11 protein-coding genes, 2 tRNA genes and 2 rRNA genes (1 of these 15 running past the window's edge) are annotated in these 16,889 nt (G+C 62.2%); 5 read left to right on the top strand and 10 right to left on the bottom strand.

The window, feature by feature from the left end; genetic code table 11:
• From MSIL_RS11530 to MSIL_RS11560, 7 genes are all read right to left on the bottom strand, one after another.
• Window positions 1-686 (bottom strand): 23S ribosomal RNA (locus tag MSIL_RS11530); it reaches 2,187 nt to the left of the window's first position.
• A gap of 524 nt (window positions 687-1,210) precedes the next feature.
• Window positions 1,211-1,286 (bottom strand) — tRNA-Ala (locus tag MSIL_RS11535).
• Window positions 1,287-1,548: 262 nt separating this feature from the next.
• A tRNA-Ile gene (locus MSIL_RS11540) sits at window positions 1,549-1,625 on the bottom strand.
• Window positions 1,626-1,864: 239 nt separating this feature from the next.
• Window positions 1,865-3,351 (bottom strand): 16S ribosomal RNA (locus MSIL_RS11545).
• Together the 16S and 23S rRNA genes with 2 tRNA genes alongside form the textbook arrangement of a ribosomal RNA operon.
• 879 nt (window positions 3,352-4,230) lie before the next feature.
• The gene (locus MSIL_RS11550; RefSeq protein WP_012591262.1) at window positions 4,231-4,428 is read right to left on the bottom strand and encodes a DUF1192 domain-containing protein; all 198 of its coding nucleotides are present in this window, start codon (window positions 4,426-4,428) and stop codon (window positions 4,231-4,233) included.
• Between the two features lie 88 nt (window positions 4,429-4,516).
• Window positions 4,517-6,283 (bottom strand): PQQ-dependent dehydrogenase, methanol/ethanol family, encoded by a 1,767-nt coding sequence (locus tag MSIL_RS11555; protein ID WP_041367950.1) that lies wholly within the window; start codon window positions 6,281-6,283, stop codon window positions 4,517-4,519.
• Window positions 6,284-6,364: 81 nt separating this feature from the next.
• Entirely contained in the window at window positions 6,365-6,676 is a 312-nt protein-coding gene (locus tag MSIL_RS11560; RefSeq protein WP_012591264.1) for a hypothetical protein, read from the bottom strand.
• 344 nt (window positions 6,677-7,020) lie between these two features.
• Between MSIL_RS11560 and MSIL_RS11565 the strand changes: the two genes are divergently transcribed.
• The 3 genes from MSIL_RS11565 to MSIL_RS11575 all read left to right on the top strand — a co-directional run bounded on the left by MSIL_RS11565 (window position 7,021) and on the right by MSIL_RS11575 (window position 12,265).
• Complete coding sequence (locus MSIL_RS11565; RefSeq protein ID WP_012591265.1) at window positions 7,021-7,305, top strand: hypothetical protein; 285 nt, start codon at window positions 7,021-7,023, stop codon at window positions 7,303-7,305.
• A 248-nt stretch (window positions 7,306-7,553) separates the two neighbouring features.
• On the top strand, window positions 7,554-8,792 hold the full coding sequence (locus MSIL_RS11570; protein WP_012591266.1) for a metallophosphoesterase family protein: 1,239 nt from the start codon (window positions 7,554-7,556) through the stop codon (window positions 8,790-8,792).
• A complete protein-coding gene (locus MSIL_RS11575) occupies window positions 8,792-12,265 on the top strand; it encodes a YhaN family protein (protein ID WP_012591267.1) in 3,474 nt (1,157 codons plus the stop codon). Before MSIL_RS11570 ends, MSIL_RS11575 begins: the two co-directional genes overlap by 1 nt.
• On the opposite strand, the gene MSIL_RS11580 is transcribed toward MSIL_RS11575, so the two are convergent.
• The 3 genes from MSIL_RS11580 to mbfA form a co-directional block, all read right to left on the bottom strand.
• Window positions 12,262-13,080 carry a TIGR04325 family methyltransferase gene (locus MSIL_RS11580; protein ID WP_012591268.1) on the bottom strand — a complete coding sequence of 273 codons (819 nt, stop codon included), beginning with the start codon at window positions 13,078-13,080 and terminating at the stop codon, window positions 12,262-12,264. The genes MSIL_RS11575 and MSIL_RS11580 overlap by 4 nt on opposite strands.
• 323 nt (window positions 13,081-13,403) lie before the next feature.
• A complete protein-coding gene (locus MSIL_RS11585) occupies window positions 13,404-14,306 on the bottom strand; it encodes a metallophosphoesterase family protein (RefSeq protein WP_012591269.1) in 903 nt (300 codons plus the stop codon).
• A gap of 22 nt (window positions 14,307-14,328) precedes the next feature.
• Window positions 14,329-15,300: an iron exporter MbfA gene (gene mbfA / locus MSIL_RS11590; protein ID WP_012591270.1), complete on the bottom strand. Its 972-nt coding sequence runs from the start codon at window positions 15,298-15,300 to the stop codon at window positions 14,329-14,331.
• A gap of 158 nt (window positions 15,301-15,458) precedes the next feature.
• Here mbfA and otnI point away from each other — a divergent pair, with 158 nt between their 5' ends.
• Window positions 15,459-16,304 carry a 2-oxo-tetronate isomerase gene (gene otnI / locus MSIL_RS11595; protein ID WP_012591271.1) on the top strand — a complete coding sequence of 282 codons (846 nt, stop codon included), beginning with the start codon at window positions 15,459-15,461 and terminating at the stop codon, window positions 16,302-16,304.
• A gap of 69 nt (window positions 16,305-16,373) precedes the next feature.
• A complete protein-coding gene (locus MSIL_RS11600) occupies window positions 16,374-16,880 on the top strand; it encodes a GNAT family N-acetyltransferase (RefSeq protein ID WP_012591272.1) in 507 nt (168 codons plus the stop codon).
• Window positions 16,881-16,889: the final 9 nt, after the last annotated feature.

Consider the following 16,889-nt stretch of genomic DNA (forward strand, 5'->3'; position numbering starts at 1 on the left):
ATTATACAAAAGGTACGTAGTCACCCAGAACGGATCTTGGGCTCCTACTGTTTGTAAGTATCCGGTTTCAGGGACTATTTCACTCCCCTCGTCGGGGTGCTTTTCACCTTTCCCTCACGGTACTAGTTCGCTATCGGTCGCTGAGGAGTACTTAGGCTTGGAGAGTGGTCTCCCCATGTTCAGACAGGATTTCACGTGTCCCGCCCTACTCAAGTCTTCTGCATCTCGAAATCCGTACGGGGCTCTCACCCACTAAGGCCCGATTTTCCAATCGGTTCCGGTTAAAAATACAGAAGCGCTGGCCTGGTCCGCGTTCGCTCGCCACTACTAACGGAGTCTCGTTGATGTCCTTTCCTCCGGGTACTTAGATGTTTCAGTTCCCCGGGTTAGCCTTTGTTTCCTATGTATTCAGAAACAAATACCTTCTTTTGACCTCTGCTAATCCAAAAGCCGAGCCTTTGGGCAAACCGCGCATCAGCGCGGGCCGCCCAGCTCGAATCCCTTCCGATGCTGTGCGCATCGAAACAGAACCTTTGGAATAACAGAGATCGAAGGTGGGTTTCCCCATTCGGAAATTCACGGATCAAAGCCTGTTCGCGGCTCCCCATGACTTATCGCAGCGTACCACGTCCTTCTTCGCCTCTCAGCGCCAAGGCATCCACCGGATACTCTTAAGACACTTGATCGCTCTCATTATCGACGCCCACCGCCAATCGTCTACAGCGCATGATTTATCCGGAAAATCGGCAAATTTTCCAGATCATGCGCCAGCAGCAAGATCCCCGAAGGGATCAAAGGGCGCGATCTTGATATTAAAGACCAGTTTGCTTCAAACGCACCCGGGAGCGAAGCGGTCAAGCTCGCTCACTGACTGTACGCCCGGCTCAAAAACCAGCCGCAAGATCAGGCCATCAGACCCTTGCAGACCAGCGTCTCTTGCGAGACGCCAGATCAAGGATCCTGGCGCGATCATGCGGCGGCTCGAAAGCCGACCGGATGCATTTCCTCTTCACGATGTAAATCAAACCCGCCCAAACCGGACGCCGCAAACCCAAAGGGCTGCGCGACGCGCGGAAGGAGCGAAACTTTTCTCTGGACGAACCTTATCGCCGCGATCTCGACCCGCGTTGCGGGGAGACCTGCAGCAGTGGCTGCAGCGGGATCTTGCGGGAAAGCCTGGCTTCGGCACAGCCGCCGGATCCCCAAAATCTGGTGGAGCCAGACGGGATCGAACCGACGACCTCATGCTTGCAAAGCACGCGCTCTCCCAACTGAGCTATGGCCCCTTAGTCTTGCGCTCCGCGCGAGACTAAGGGTTTTTTCCTTAGCCTCAGACGCCGGCGCGGGCGTCCGCCCGCTTAGGCTTTTCGCGCCATCAGGCGCGGCGGCCGGTCGGCCTTGCGGCGCTGCGCGCCGGGAGGCGCATGACAGAATTGGCGCCGATGCTCGATCAACGTCACTTGCAACATCGTTTGCGCCACAAAACCGAAGGTTTTGCTAGGAGCGAACGCGACGCCGAGCTGATGCGAGGGATTTGCTTAACAAGAATGGTGGGCCTGGGAAGACTTGAACTTCCGACCTCACGCTTATCAAGCGCGCGCTCTAACCAACTGAGCTACAAGCCCAAAGCCTGTTCTCCAAGCCTGTTCGCGCGCCAAGGCGCTAGACCTTGCGCAAGAACCATTGCGCAGGCGCGCGCCCGGCCCAAGGCCGAACGAGGCTTAGAGCCCGCGCGGGCTCGTCCTGGAAGAAAGAGAAACGAAGGCGGCGAAGTCCCGCATAATCGGCCCTGATTTAGGCCGTGTGTTCTGAAGAGATCCAATAGCGCCAAACGAATGTCAGGCGACTTGAGGATCATCCTTAGAAAGGAGGTGATCCAGCCGCAGGTTCCCCTACGGCTACCTTGTTACGACTTCACCCCAGTCGCTGACCCTACCGTGGTCGCCTCTCTCCTTGCGGTTAAGAAAACGCCTTCGGGTAGAACCAACTCCCATGGTGTGACGGGCGGTGTGTACAAGGCCCGGGAACGTATTCACCGTAGCGTTCTGATCTACGATTACTAGCGATTCCACCTTCATGCGCTCGAGTTGCAGAGCGCAATCCGAACTGAGACGGCTTTTTGAGATTTGCGAGGGGTCGCCCCTTAGCATCCCACTGTCACCGCCATTGTAGCACGTGTGTAGCCCAGCCCGTAAGGGCCATGAGGACTTGACGTCATCCCCACCTTCCTCTCGGCTTATCACCGGCAGTCCCCCTAGAGTGCCCAACTAAATGATGGCAACTAAGGGCGAGGGTTGCGCTCGTTGCGGGACTTAACCCAACATCTCACGACACGAGCTGACGACAGCCATGCAGCACCTGTGTTCCGGCCAGCCTAACTGAAGGAATCCATCTCTGGAAACCAAACCGGACATGTCAAGAGCTGGTAAGGTTCTGCGCGTTGCTTCGAATTAAACCACATGCTCCACCGCTTGTGCGGGCCCCCGTCAATTCCTTTGAGTTTTAATCTTGCGACCGTACTCCCCAGGCGGGATGCTTAAAGCGTTAACTGCGCCACTAAGCAGCAAGCTGCCTAACGGCTAGCATCCATCGTTTACGGCGTGGACTACCAGGGTATCTAATCCTGTTTGCTCCCCACGCTTTCGCACCTCAGCGTCAGTACCGGGCCAGTGAGCCGCCTTCGCCACTGGTGTTCTTGCGAATATCTACGAATTTCACCTCTACACTCGCAGTTCCGCTCACCTCTCCCGGACTCGAGATCCCCAGTATCAAAGGCAGTTCCGAGGTTGAGCCCCGGGATTTCACCCCTGACTTAAAGATCCGCCTACGTGCGCTTTACGCCCAGTAAATCCGAACAACGCTAGCCCCCTTCGTATTACCGCGGCTGCTGGCACGAAGTTAGCCGGGGCTTATTCTCCTGGTACCGTCATTATCTTCCCAGGTAAAAGAGCTTTACAACCCTAAGGCCTTCATCACTCACGCGGCATGGCTGGATCAGGCTTGCGCCCATTGTCCAATATTCCCCACTGCTGCCTCCCGTAGGAGTTTGGGCCGTGTCTCAGTCCCAATGTGGCTGATCATCCTCTCAGACCAGCTACTGATCGTCGCCTTGGTGGGCCATTACCCCGCCAACTAGCTAATCAGACGCGGGCCAATCCTTCGGCGATAAATCTTTCCCCCAAAGGGCGTATCCGGTATTAGCTCAAGTTTCCCTGAGTTGTTCCGAACCGAAGGGTATGTTCCCACGTGTTACTCACCCGTCTGCCACTCTGTATTGCTACAGCGTTCGACTTGCATGTGTTAGGCCTGCCGCCAGCGTTCGTTCTGAGCCAGGATCAAACTCTCAAGTTGTAGATGAGAATTTGTCACCCGGCTGGTCACTTTATACTCGACAATCCAGTCGCCTCACGGCGAAGGATCGTCTTTTGACGAGTCCCAAGCACATCTGTCCGCCGATCCATCAAAGGCAAAGCCCCCAAAAGACCGCAAGACACGATGAACTTGATAACGTGACCGCCAGAGTTATCTCATTGGGCGCCGCCATAAGCCGAGAAGGAAACCCTCCCGACAAACGCGCGCGCCCCGCAAGGACCCCGCCGTCCACGTTTCTCTTTCTTCCGATTCAATTGTCAAACAGCAGATCTTCGCCGCAAGGCCCGATCATGAAAACCGCCCGAAGGCGCCATCCCTGACCACCGGCCCCACGCGACCGCAAACGATCATTAGATCATAAAAGACCCAATGAGCGCAAGAAGGCCGCCGCCAATAGATCAAGAAGCAAGGCCAGATCCCAAGCCCAAATCCGCGCCCCGCCTCGCAAATACGGCCCCGCTCGCGCAGCAGCCCCATCCGCCAATGAAGACCGCAAGGCCTTCATCCCAGCGACGCAACCCCCAAAGACCGAAGCCTCAAAAGAACCGCATCGCCAAAGCCGGAAACCAGATCAGGTCAGACAGACCCAAAACGCAGACAACGCTAACCGCCCCGGTCGTAACCCAGACCAGGGAAGCAAAACCCGAGACTGTCCCGAGAAACGAAATCCGCGCCCGCCACATAAGCAGCGCCGCTCCCAATGAAGGGCTTATAGACCCCGCCGGTTCAGCTTGTCAACGACGCCATGGAGCTTTTTTGACGCACCCATGGCGGCAAGCCGACAGATGCATGACAAGCCAGGCAGCCGAAGCTTGGCCGCGCATAGAGGGACGCCCTCGCGGCCGGATCGAGCGCGCGTCACGTCTTGAAGAAGGCCGCAGCGGCGCCGAGCGAAGCCTGCTTCGCCTTGAGCGCCGTCTCCAGCCGGTCGATTTCGGCAAACAGCAAGGCGATGCGTTCCTCGATCTGCGCGATGGACAAATCGTCGAGGCTTTGGCCAATCTCATGCTGTGCGGCCCTGCGTGGCGGCGCGCCGAAAATGCTGTCTTCGTCCATGGCGACGACCTCCATGCCGATAGCCGGCTCCGAACTTTACATCAAAGCCGCGGAGGCTCCCACAAGGATCGCCCCGGCGAGCGCGGCGTCACGGCAAGGCGAACACCGTGAGCTGGCCGCCAAGAGCCGTGTACTGCGCGAGCGCCGCGTAAACCTCCGGCGAATTGGCGCCCTCCGGCGTCTGCGTCAGCCCCGCCGTGAGACCGGCCCCGGCCCATCCGCCGACGCCGGACAACACCGCGATATACTCCCGTCCTCCGTTGTCGAACGCCGCAACGTCGCCGACGATTCCGGACGGGGTCTTGAAGCGATAGAGCTCCTTGCCGGATTTTGCGTCGACGGCCTTCAGATAGCCCTCGAGCGTGCCGTAGAAGACGAGCCCGCCCGCCGTCGCCAGCGCGCCGGAGACGACGGCGAAACGCTCCCTGATCGACCAGATTTCCCGCCGCGCGTCGGCGTCCCAGGCCGTCAATCCTCCCATATCGGCCGCGCCCTTCTGGGGATAGACCGCCGTATCCGCGCCCGTATAGGGCTGGCCTTGCGCATAGGCGATGTGAAACGGCTCATAGTCCATGCAGAGGCGGATCATCGGCGCATAGAAGAGGCCGGTCTGCTCTGAATAGGCCGCGGGATTGGCGTTTTTGGCGCCGACCGTCGCCGGGCAGATATTGTGCGTGACTGTTTCTTCGCCATTGGCCTCGGTCGAATAGGCGTTGTCCAGCACCGGACGGCCGTAGGCTTTCGAGCTTTTACCGAGATCGACGCGGCTGGCCCAATTGACGGCAGGGTCATATTTGTCGGCGCTGAGCAATTCTCCATCGGCGCGGTCGAGCACATAGACGAAGCCGTTGCGATCAAAATGCGTGAGCGTTTTGCGCGCCCGCCCGTCGATCGCGGCCTCGCCAAGGATCATCTCATTGACGCCGTCATAGTCCCATTGATCATGCGGGATCATCTGGTACAGCCAGGCCGCCTCGCCCGTATCGGCGTTGCGGGCGAGGATCGTCATCGCCCATTTGTTGTCGCCCGGGCGCTGCGCCGGGTTCCAGGTCGAGGGGTTGCCGGTCCCATAATAGACGAGGTTGAGGCCGGGATCGTAGGAGATGCGGCCCCAGGGCGCCCCGCCGCCGAGCGCCCACTGGTCGCCGCTCCAGCTCTTGAGGCTCGCTTCCGCGCCGACGCTGCGGCCGAGCTCCCGCGTTGTGACTGGATCGATCAGCGTCTCGGAGTCGGGGCCGGTCGAGTAGGCGCGCCAGATTTTTGCGCCTGTCGCGGCGTCATAGGCGGTGAGATAGCCGCGCAGGCCAAATTCGCCGCCGGCGACGCCGACCAGAACCTTGTCCTTGACGACGATTGGCGCCGAGGTTCCCGTCGCTCCCTTGGCCGGATCGCCGTTCTTGACCGACCAAGCGGGCTTGCCTGTGACGGCGTCGAGCGCGACCAGCGTCGCGTCAGCCTGGTAGAGAAAAATCTTGCCAAAGCCATAGGCGAGACCGCGACTCACGACGTCGCAGCACATCACGGCGACGACGCCGGCGTCCTGCCTTGGCTCATATTGCCACAGGATCTTGCCCTCATGGGCGATATCGAGCGCGTACACGCGATTGGGAAAAGGCGTCACCAGATAGAGCGCGCCGCCGGCGACGAGGGGCGCGCCTTCATGGCCGCGCAGAACGCCGGTCGAAAAGGTCCAGACCGGGGCAAGGTTTTGAACCGTGTCGACGTTGATCTCGCTCAACGACGAATAGCGGAGATTGGCGTAATCAGAATCAGCGTTTGCCGCGCTCCCGGCCTGTGCGCCCGGCGTTATCGCCGCAAGCGCACAGGCCGCCCCGATCAAAAGTCTTAATCGCATCCGTCCGCACCCGATAAATCGGCCGGTAGGTTGCGGCAAAACTCTCCCATTGCAAGCTGCGACTGACGTCGCAGACAGCGCTCAGCTCTGCGCGGCCTTGGCCTTGCGGGTCGCCGCGGCCTTTTTCGCCGAGGCGGATCGCTCAGCCGGCGATCGCGCGGCCGCCGCCGCCCCGCCGGCCTTGCCGCCCTTATGCGCCGCCGGATGGCCGGTTTCCTTGCCGCGCCCCGAGCCGCCCGGCTTCTTGCCGCCGCCATCATCCTTGTTGACCGTCGCCCAGGCCCGGCGCTCCGCCTCTTTCTCCGGAACGCCTTTGGCCTCGTAGCTGTCCGCGATGTGGTCTGCCTTGCGCTCCTGCTTGTCGGTGTATTTCGATTTGTCGCCCTGCGGCATGATCGGGTCCTCCACATTGGCCGCTTGCGCTAACACTACATTCTGAGGCGGCCTTCGATTTGCGTTGCTGTAAAACGCCACGCTTCGGATCCCGTTCCTCCGGATTTCCCGTTCAAGTCAAAGGTCGTTCTCCAGCACGTATTCAAATTTCTGCGCAGTTACAGTTAAGGCCGGGCGTAAATTAAGCCGATATTAAAAGTTGCCTAAGGATTCATAGCAATTTCGAGTTTATGTTGGAAAATGCAGCGCTGATATAACGGTAAGATGTGTCTATCGAGGTCGTTCCACGCAATGGCGGGACGCCCTTTTTTAAAAATTCAATCCATTCCTTTTGGAGTTTTCCGATGCATGCTTTCACACGCCATTCGGCGTGGGGCTGTAAAGCTCTGCGCATTTCACTCGCATCAGTCTTGATCGCCTCGGCCGGAATGGCCGCGGCCAGCGGGGGTCGCCCCGATGGCCACGCGACGCCCGCAACCCATTATTATGGCCTCTACGAACATCGCGCCGTGATGGTCGAACCGGCGTCGATCGATCGGCCGGGATTGGACCCCGCCGGCACGGTCGGCCGCATGGATCTCGGCGAAAGCCCTTTCTATCCCGAGGGTCCGGGCAATGTAGCGGATTGACCCCGGCCGAGCCTCTCGCCTGTCGCAATTGCTCGAAGCCGCTTGATATCGAGCGCCCATCACGCCGTCGGGGCGCTCGCAGACTTTTGAAACCCCTGTCGGCGCATCCTTCAAAGAGGGGGAAAACCTCCCGAATCAGCTGACGGTCGCCGCCCTTTGATTCTATAGGTGAAAGCCCTGTGGTTTCGCCAAGAGCCTAAGCATCGGTTGCGTCCGATTCCGTCGCAAAGGGCTCGAAGGATCGCCCTTTGCGCTTTCGCTTCATTCACGCCGCCGATCTCCACCTCGATAGCCCCTTGCTCGGCCTGTCGCAGAAATCGCCGGAGTTCGCCGCGCGGGTCGAGCACGCCTCGCGTCAGGCCTTCGACAATCTGGTTTCGCTCGCCATTGACGAAGATTGCAAGCTGATCGTCATCGCCGGCGATTTGTTCGATGGCAATTGGCGCGACTATCGCACCGGTCAATTCTTCGTCGACCGCATGCGCCCCTTGCGCGAAAGGGGCGTGCGAATCGTCATGATTCTCGGCAATCACGACGCGGCTAATCCCTTCGCCGGTCGCCTCGAACTCTCCGACAATGTCACGCTCCTGCCGTCGAACCGGCCGCACACGATCGAGATCGACGAGATCGGCGTCGCCGTGCATGGGCGCAGCTTTCCGCGGCGCGAGGTTCTGGAGAATATCGCGCTCGACTATCCAAAGCCGCTGCCCGGCCGCTTCAACATCGGCCTGTTGCACACCGCCGGCACAGGCCGCGAGGGCCATGACAATTACGCGCCCTGCAGCGTCGAGCAACTGGCCAATCACGGCTACGACTATTGGGCGCTCGGGCATATCCACGCCCGCGAAGTGCTCTCGACGGCGCCGCCGATCGTCTTTTCCGGCAATCTGCAAGGCCGCAGCATCAAGGAGACCGGAGCCAAAGGCGCGACCCTTGTAACGGTCGACCATCATGAGATTGTCGCGCTGGAGCATCGCCCCCTCGACGTCGTGCGCTTTGGCGTGGAGTCGATCGATGTTTCCGGCCTGACGGATCGCGACGCTTTGTTCGCCGCCATCCGCGCCCGCGCGGAATCGGCCTATGGCGCGGCGGAGGGTCGCGCGCTCGCCCTGCGCGTCGCGCTTTATGGGCAAGGCTTGCTGCACGCCGAGATCGCCGCCAAAGCGCAGCCTATTCGCGAGGAGGTCGAGACGCTGTTCGCCAGCATCGCCGCCGACCTCTGGCTCGAAAAACTCGTCGATCGCACGGAGCCGTCGCAGCGTCCTTTGAGCGTCGATCCGACCGTCGCGGGCGGCCTTGCCGCCGCCATCGCAGAACTCGCGGCGAACGGCTGGCTTGAGGCGAGGCTGGCGGCCAAATTGGCCGAAATCCGGCCAAAACTGCCGGCCGGCGCGCGCGCCGAGGATCTGTTCGACCAGTTGCAACAAAGCGGCGCGGCGAAGGCCCGCGCGCTCGCCCTCGCGCTGATCGAGCAGGGGCAAAGCTGATGCGCTTTCAATCCCTGACGCTCGAATGCTACGGCCGCTTCAAGGAGACATCCCTGAAGTTTCCCGATTCGCCCGGCCTTTGCATCGTCTTCGGTCCCAATGAGGCCGGCAAGAGCACAGCGCTCGAAGGGATCTCCGATTTTCTGTTCGGCGTCCCCGAGCGCAGCAGGCGGGTCGAAATTTTCGGCGCCGACAAATTGAAAATCGGCGCGACGATTGCGCTCGCCAATGGGACCGAGCTCAGCCTCAGACGCCGCAAGGGCCGCTTGCGGACGTTGACCAGCGAGGCCGGCGAGATCGTCGACGAGGCGATTCTGGCGCAGCTGTTGGGGCCGACCGGCCGCGACCGATTCCAGTCGCTGTTCGGGCTCACCCATGCGAGCCTGCGCAGCGGCGGCGACGATCTGCTCGCAGCCGATGGCGAGATCGGACGCCTCATTCTGGCGGCGGGCGGCGGGCTCGGATCCCTGCTCCCGCTGGTCGAGCAATTGCGCAAGGACGCCACGGCGCTGTTCACCCCGCGCGCAGCCAAGGAGCGCGCCTTTTATGCCGGGCTCGACGCCTTCAATGCCGCGGACGCCGCGATCAAATCGGGCCTCGTCACCCGCGAAAAACATGAAAAGGCGCAGCAATCGCTGAACGCCGCGCGCGATACGCTGGAGGCGCGCCGGCGCCGCCTCGCCGAGGTCACCGCGGAAAAGCTTCGGCTCGAGCGCATGGCGCGGGTGGCGCCGGCGATCCGGGTTCTCGACCGGTTGAGCGCAGAGATCGAAGCCCATGCCGAACTCGCTCGTCTGGGGGACGATTTCGCTGCGTCATGCTGCTCAGCGATCGAGGGCTCAAAAACGGGCGAAAAGGCTTTGGCTGACGCGGAGCTTCGCCTCAAAACGCTGGAAGCAAAGATCGGCGCCCTGAATGTGCCGACGACGCTGATCGCGGCCGAGGCCGAGATCGCATCCATCGGCATCAAGGCCCTTCATGTCGCCAAGGCGCGCGACGACCGGCGCAATCGCGAGCGCGAGCTTGCCGAATCCAGCGAAAAATTGCGGACGCTGCGGCAAAATCTTCGGCTTGCCAGCGACGAAGCGCTTGAGGCCGCCTCGCCTCCGCCGGACGCCATCTCCCGCGTGCAAAAACTCGCGGCCGAGGGCGTTGGGCGCCGCGCTGCGCTGGCGGCGATCAAGGAGGAGCGGCTGCGCGAGACGCAGACGCGCGAGGCGATTTTCCGCCGTCAGGAAGGGCGCCGCGAGGCCGGCGCGCATGAGCCTTTGGGTTTTGCCGCCGAAGCGTTTTCGGCGCTCCCCGACAAGGCGGCGGCGATCGCAGCAAAGGAGCTGCGCCTGCGCAAGACAGAAGGCGAGTTGGCCCGCGACCTCGCCCGGCAAAATCTCGCCAGCTTCGACGATCTCATCGAGCAGGCGCTGCCCGATACGCCGACGATTGAGAGCGAGATCGACCGGCGCGCTTCCGTCGAGACGGAGTTTTCGCGACTGGCCGAGCGCATCGAGGCGGAAGCGGACAAAGCCGCGCGCGCGGGGGCCGATATCGACCGGCTGATGATCGGCGGCCCGCCCGCGACTTTTGAGGCGATCGCCGCGGCGCGGGCCGCGCGCGACGACGCCTTCGCCGCGATCAAGGCGCTCTATCTTTCGCCAAACGCTGGCGCTGCGCCGCCCGAACAGCGCGCCGCCGATGTCGCGCTCAGCGAATCGCGCACGCGGGCGGCCGATGATTTGTCCGATCGGCGCTCGCTCGAGGCTGAGCGCGTCGCCGCGCTGGAACTCGCCGCGCGGGAAAAATCGGCGGCGGATGTCGCGTTGGCGACGCTCGCGGAGCGACGGAAAGATGTGCTGGCGCGGCGGGAGGCGCTGCTTGCGGCCTGGCGCGCGGCATGGCCCGCAGCGGGCGGCGTCGAGGATCTCGGCCGGTTGAAACATGCCGTGATCGCGCGCGCCGGTCTTCTTGCGCGATGGCTGGAGCTGCGGGCGCAGACCGAAGCGCTCGCCGGAGACGCAGCCGCTCTGGCGCCGCGGCTTGACGCGCTCAGCCGAGCCGAAGCAAGGCTTCGGCTGGGAAGCGACGCCCGGCTCGCCGACCGCGTCGACGCCGCGATCCGCGCGACGAAAGCGCACGAGGATTCTTACGCCGATTTCCGCCGCGACCAACGCGCGCTCGAGGATAGCGCCGCGAATCTGGAGCGGATCGACGCCTCGCATCATTCGCTGATTCTTGGCGAAGCGCGCTGGAGCGAGGACTGGAGCGCGGCGCTCGCTTTGCTGGGCGTTGGCGCGCCCGTGGCGCTGGAAGAGGCCAATGAAATCGCAACGCTCTGGGCCGCCGCGCATGGCCATTTCGAGGCGATGCGCGTCACCCGCAACCGATTGAAGCGGATGGACGAGGATGAGGCGGAGCTTGCCGCCTGCGTCCGCGCCCTCGCCGAAAAAATCGATCTCGCTCTGCCGCAGGATGCGGTGGCGGCGGCGACGCTTCTGGCTGAGCGGCAGAGAGAAGCGCGCGACCTCGCGATCAAGCGCGAGAGTCTTGAGAGCGAGCTGCCGGGGGTGCTGTTGGAGCGCGACGAGGCGGCGCGGCGTGCTTTGGCCTCTCGCGCCGAGCTGGATGCGCTTGCCGCGCGGGCGGGATGCGCGGGGGCCGAGCTTGCAGCGCTCGCCGCGCGCTGCGCCGAGCGCGCCGAGATCGCGCGCCGGATGCATGAGCAGGAGGCGCGTATCGAGGCGCTCGGCGACGGGCTGCCGCTCGCCGCGCTGCGGGCGCAATGGGGCGGCCGCGACATCGACGAGATCAAAGCCGCCGCGGCTGAACTAGAAGGCGAGATGAAAGATCTTGAGCCGAGCGTCGAAGAGGCGCGCGCGATGCTGCAGGACCGGAGCCGCGAATCGGCCGCGCTCACGTCGCATGAGGGCGTCAATGCAGCCGTGGCCGCACGCGAACGGGCGACGGCGGAAATGCACGAGACTCTGGAGCGCTATGTCGAGATCGTGCTGGCCGAGGAGCTTTTGCGCGAGGCGATGGACAAGATGCGCGATCAGCAGAAGGACCCGCTGATTGCGCGCGCCGGAGCGCTGTTTTCCGCCGCGACGCGCGGCGCCTTTTCCGGCGTCGGAACCGATATGAACGCGGCCGGACAACCGATTGTCGTCGGGCGACGCGCCGGCGGCGCGGAAATCCCCGTCGCGCTGATGAGCGATGGCGCGCGCGATCAACTCTATCTCGCCTTCCGCATCGCCAGCGTCGAACGCTACGCAGACGCCGCCGAGCCGCTGCCCTTCATCGCCGATGATTTACTGGTTCATTTTGACGATGAGCGCAGCGCGGCGACTCTGGAGCTTCTGGCCGGCCTCGCCGAGACGACGCAGGTGTTGCTGTTTACCCATCACCGCAGCGTCAGCAATGCTGCGGCTGACCTCGCCAGGCGAGGGAAGGCGACCGTGATCGAGATTGGCGGAGATTAATCCGCCTTCTCGAAATAAAGGCCGGCGAAATGCGGGACGCATCTGTCCGGGTGAAACGGGATGAAGCAATCGAGCTCATGCACGTCCCAGCGGTCGCGCAGACGATAGCCGGCCTCGGCGAAATATTCGAAAAACTCGGCTTCATTGTAGACTTGGTAGGGCGATACCGCGGAGCCGAAATTCTGCAAGGTCCAAAAGGTCGGTCCGTCGGTCAGCGGAACCTTGTTCAAAAGGATATGCCTCGGGCGCGCGACGAAGCGATCGAGCAGACCAGGTATGATGTCCTTCATATATTGGATCGCGCCCGCCGAAAGAAGAATATCGGCCGGCGGCGCGCGCTGCGGTTCGGTGACGAATTCGAGCGGAACGTCCTGCTCGCCAGCGACTTTCCGCCCCTGCGTAGCGATCGTCGGAACCTCCGCCACGATCCAGCGCGCTGCCGCGGGTAGACGAAAATAGCGCTGGAAGCCGTAAAAGGTGAGACCAATGCTGCCGCCATAGTCGACCAACGTCATTTTCTCGCGCAGCAAAATCGACAGCCACATCAAAAGCGGATAAGTGGCCTCCCGCATCGGCGCGATGTTGTCGAGCCAGATTGACGCGGTCTCCTCATTGTTCCAACCCGCAGCGCGACCTTCCACAATATCGGCTTCGGCGTCATCATAGCTGTGATAGACGCCGCAAAAGAGACCTGCATGATGGCGGTAATTCTGCGCGAACTGCCGGTATAGCGCCTTTGTAAAGGGGATCCGTCCGAGAACCGAGCCGATCGGCGTGCCGCCGAGCCCGATTTTTGCCAAATCGTGAATAGACATATTGACGTCAGCCTTGAGCTTGCTGCAGCGCCCAGGAAAAGCGCGCGAAAATATCTTATGCAAATCGACGCCGCATTGCGGCAAGCAACCATAGGTTTTATCGTTGATTTGCTTTCCGTAACATGATCCGGTGAAAAACAAGCTTACCAAAACTATCATTCAAATTTTGAAGATGTGTTAAATCGCACTTTGTGTTTGCGCTTCCATCCAATTCAGTTACAACTCAGGAAATGTAATCTTAACGGACGAAATTTGTTCCGTAATTTATTCTTCGGCCTGAAAAATAAATACAGGCCCAGCGCCGTGCAAGCGCGAACGCCGGGCTAAGACGAGAGCGTCAGCACGCCCAGATCGCCGATGGCGCCGGTCGGCAGGACGCCGCGGGCATAGGCCTTGATCTCATAGTCTTGCAGATGTCCCGCAATCTCGAACACGTGGTAGCCGGCCCTGTGCCGGGCGGCGAGGCGGGCGGATGAGGCCGATGGCGCGCCGACGACCGGCGTCTTGCGCGAGCGGCCCGCGTCAAGATAGGTGACGCTCGTCTTGTGATTGTGGCCATGCAGGATCAACTCGGCCCCGCGGCGCCAGATCATCTCTTCGAATTCGCGGGCGTCGATGAGGCCGCGGGCGAGGCCGGCCGCGTCGACCTGAGGCGGGTGATGCAGCATCACCACCCGGATGAGATCGCGCGTCGCGCAATCGGCCAGCATCGCGTCGGCCCATTCGAGCTGGCGCCGCCCAAGCCGCCCCGAGGCGATGAAAAAAGGCGTCGGCACGGCGGACGAGAGCCCAATCAGGGCGACATTGCCGCGCACGCGAAGATAGGGATAACGCGCCGGAGTTTCGGTCTCGCCGGTCGTCCAGGGCGCGAAGGCGCGGGCGAGATCGGGCAGCGATCCGCGCACATAGGCGTCATGATTGCCGGGAACGAAGCTGACGTCCTCGCTTGGTCCCAGCGTCTCGAGCCATTTGCGCGCAAGCTGGAATTCGGCGGGCAGGCCGATATTGGCGATGTCTCCGGTCATCGCGATGTGATCGGGATTTTGCGCTTTGACGTCGGCGACGATGTGACTGAGCGTCGCCATATCATGCACGAGATGGCGGCCGCGCCGCCAGTTCAGATAGCCGGTGACGCGTTTGCCAAGCAGCTCGCGACGGCGCGGGCGCGGCAGCGGGCCGATGTGGGGATCGGTCAAATGGGCGAGGCGGAACAGCACGGGCGCCACTATCAGCGCCGCCCCTCATCCGTCAAGACGCGCCGATGAGAATGCCGGTCGCAAGGACGATCGCCCCGCCAAGCACGATTTGCAGCACGGCTTTGAAGAAGGGCGTCTTCATGTAGCGCGCCCGAATCCAGGCGATCGCCCAAAGCTCGACGAAGACGACGACAGCCGAGATTGATGTCGCGATCCAGAAGGCGTTCGGCCAGGCGTCGGGCACGAGATAGGGCATTGTATGACCAAGGCCGCCGACTGTCGTCATTGCGCCGGTCACCACGCCGCGCACGATCGGCGGGCCGCGCCCCGAGAGTTCGCCATCGTCGGACAAGGCCTCGGCGAAGCCCATGCTGATGCCCGCGCCCAGCGAGGCGGCAAGGCCCACGAGAAACGTCTGCCAATTATTATGCGTGGCGAAGGCCGCGGCGAACAGCGGCGCAAGCGTCGAGACCGAGCCGTCCATCAAGCCGACGAGGCCCGGCTGAATATATTCGAGGATGAATTGGCGCCGCCCCGTCTCGGCTTCCGCCGCCCCCGCCGAGCCGCCCGCGATCGATTGTTCGAGTTCGACGGCAAGCGCCTGATGCGAGCGCTCGTCGCGGACAAGGCGCTGCAGTAGCTCGCGCACGGCTGGGTCTTTTGCGTGTTCGGCGGCGCGGGCATAGAATTTGACCGTCTCGGCCTCGCGCGCTTCCGCCTCCTGGCGAATTGCGGAAAGCGAAAGATTGCGCGTCAGCCAGATCGGCGGCCGCCGCACGAAGGAGACGACGTCTGCTTTGCGGATCGGGATGAGGATCGGCCCAAAGCGGTCCTTATAGAGCTCCGCCAGCGCCTCGCGGTGGTCGAGCTCGACTTCGGCCATGCGTTCGAACATTTCGGCGGTGGCCGGATAGCGATCTTTCAGCTGCTCGGCGAACAGCATATAGACGCGATGGTCTTCTTCTTCCGAGGCGATCGCCAGGGCGAGGATTTCGCGTTCGCTGAGATCTGAAAGTCGCGTCAAGGATCCGGCCTCCGTTCTAAATTAGAATTAATCTAAAAAGTGTGTCGAGCACAACCGAATCGGCCGCGGGAATATGCCGCGTCGCCAGAGCATGACGCCGATTAGCGGCAGATTTTTAGGCTAAAAGCTCCCCAAAAAAGAACCGTCAAGGAACGCCGATGCTTCGGTTCGCCGCGAACCTCACCATGATGTTCAACGAATGGCCCTTCCTGGACCGCTTCGACGCCGCGGCAGACGCTGGATTCGAAGCCGTCGAATATCTGTTTCCCTATGATTTTCCGCCCGACGCGATCGCCGCGCGGCTGGAGCGCAATCATCTGGCCCAGGCGCTCTTCAACCTGCCGCCGGGAGATTGGGCGGCGGGCGAGCGCGGCCTTGCCGCATTGAGCGGGCGCCTCAAAGAGGTCCAGAAGAGCGTCGAAACCGGCCTCGCCTATGCGGCGGCGACCGGCGTCAAACGCCTTCATCTAATGTCGGGAATTGCCGATCGCCGGGACGCCGAAAGCGTCGAGGCCTACCGCAAGGCCGTTGTGTGGAGCGCCGAAAAACTTGGCCGGAGCGGCGTCGATCTTCTCCTTGAACCGATCAACGCCCGCAACATGCCGGGCTATTTCCTCAATGACTTCGCCTTTGCCGAAAGTCTGATCCGCGACCTCGGCTTGCCGAATGTCAAATTGCAATTCGACGTCTATCATCGCCAGATCATGCAGGGCGACGTCACGATGGCGTTGCGGACTCTTATGCCGATCATCGGATATATTCAGATCGCCAGCGTCCCCTCGCGGCACGAACCACATGAGGAAGAGCTGAACTATCCGTTCCTGTTCGAGGAAATCGAGCGGCTCCGCTACGACGGCTTCATCGGCTGCGAATATGTTCCGCGCCAGGGCACATTGGAAGGTCTTGGCTGGTTCGCGCCCTATGCGGCAAAGTCCGCCCATCCGCGCGGCCATTGGAGAGCCGCCGTGGCCGACGGCCTCGACCCATCGCGGGAAGGGACGTAAGACAGGGCGGCCGAAGCGATAGAAATCGTTCGGCTCTCTCGGCGTCACGATCTGCGAACAGGCCTCGCCATGGCGGCTCTCTCCCTTGTCCTTACGCCGCAGACCGTCGACGATCTCGCCGCGATCGAGCGGCTCGACGAACACGCCTTCGGGCCGGGCCGCTTCGCCCGTTCGGCCTATCGTCTGAGGGAGGGAGTCGAGCCTGATTACAGCCTGTCCTTCGTCGCGCGGGTCGGAACGCTGCTCGTCGGCGCCAATCGCATCACGGCGATCCGTTGCGGCGAGGCTCCCGCGCTGCTGCTCGGCCCTTTGACCGTCGATCCCGCCTTCCGCTCCGGCGGCATCGGCGAAGCCCTGGTGCAGAAATCGCTCGACGCCGCCCGCGCGGCCGGCCATGCGCTGGTGCTGCTCGTCGGCGATCTGCCCTATTACGAAAAGATGGGATTTCGCCGCGTCCCGCCGGGCAAAATCACTTTCATTGGGCCGGTCGATCCCGAGCGGCTGCTCTATTGCGAGCTCGTCGAAGGCGCATTGGACTCAGCGGGCGCAAAAGTGCGGCGCGTGCGGGCGCGGTAGCTTGCCTAT

Source organism: Methylocella silvestris BL2 (assembly GCF_000021745.1).
Lineage (GTDB): Bacteria > Pseudomonadota > Alphaproteobacteria > Rhizobiales > Beijerinckiaceae > Methylocapsa > Methylocapsa silvestris.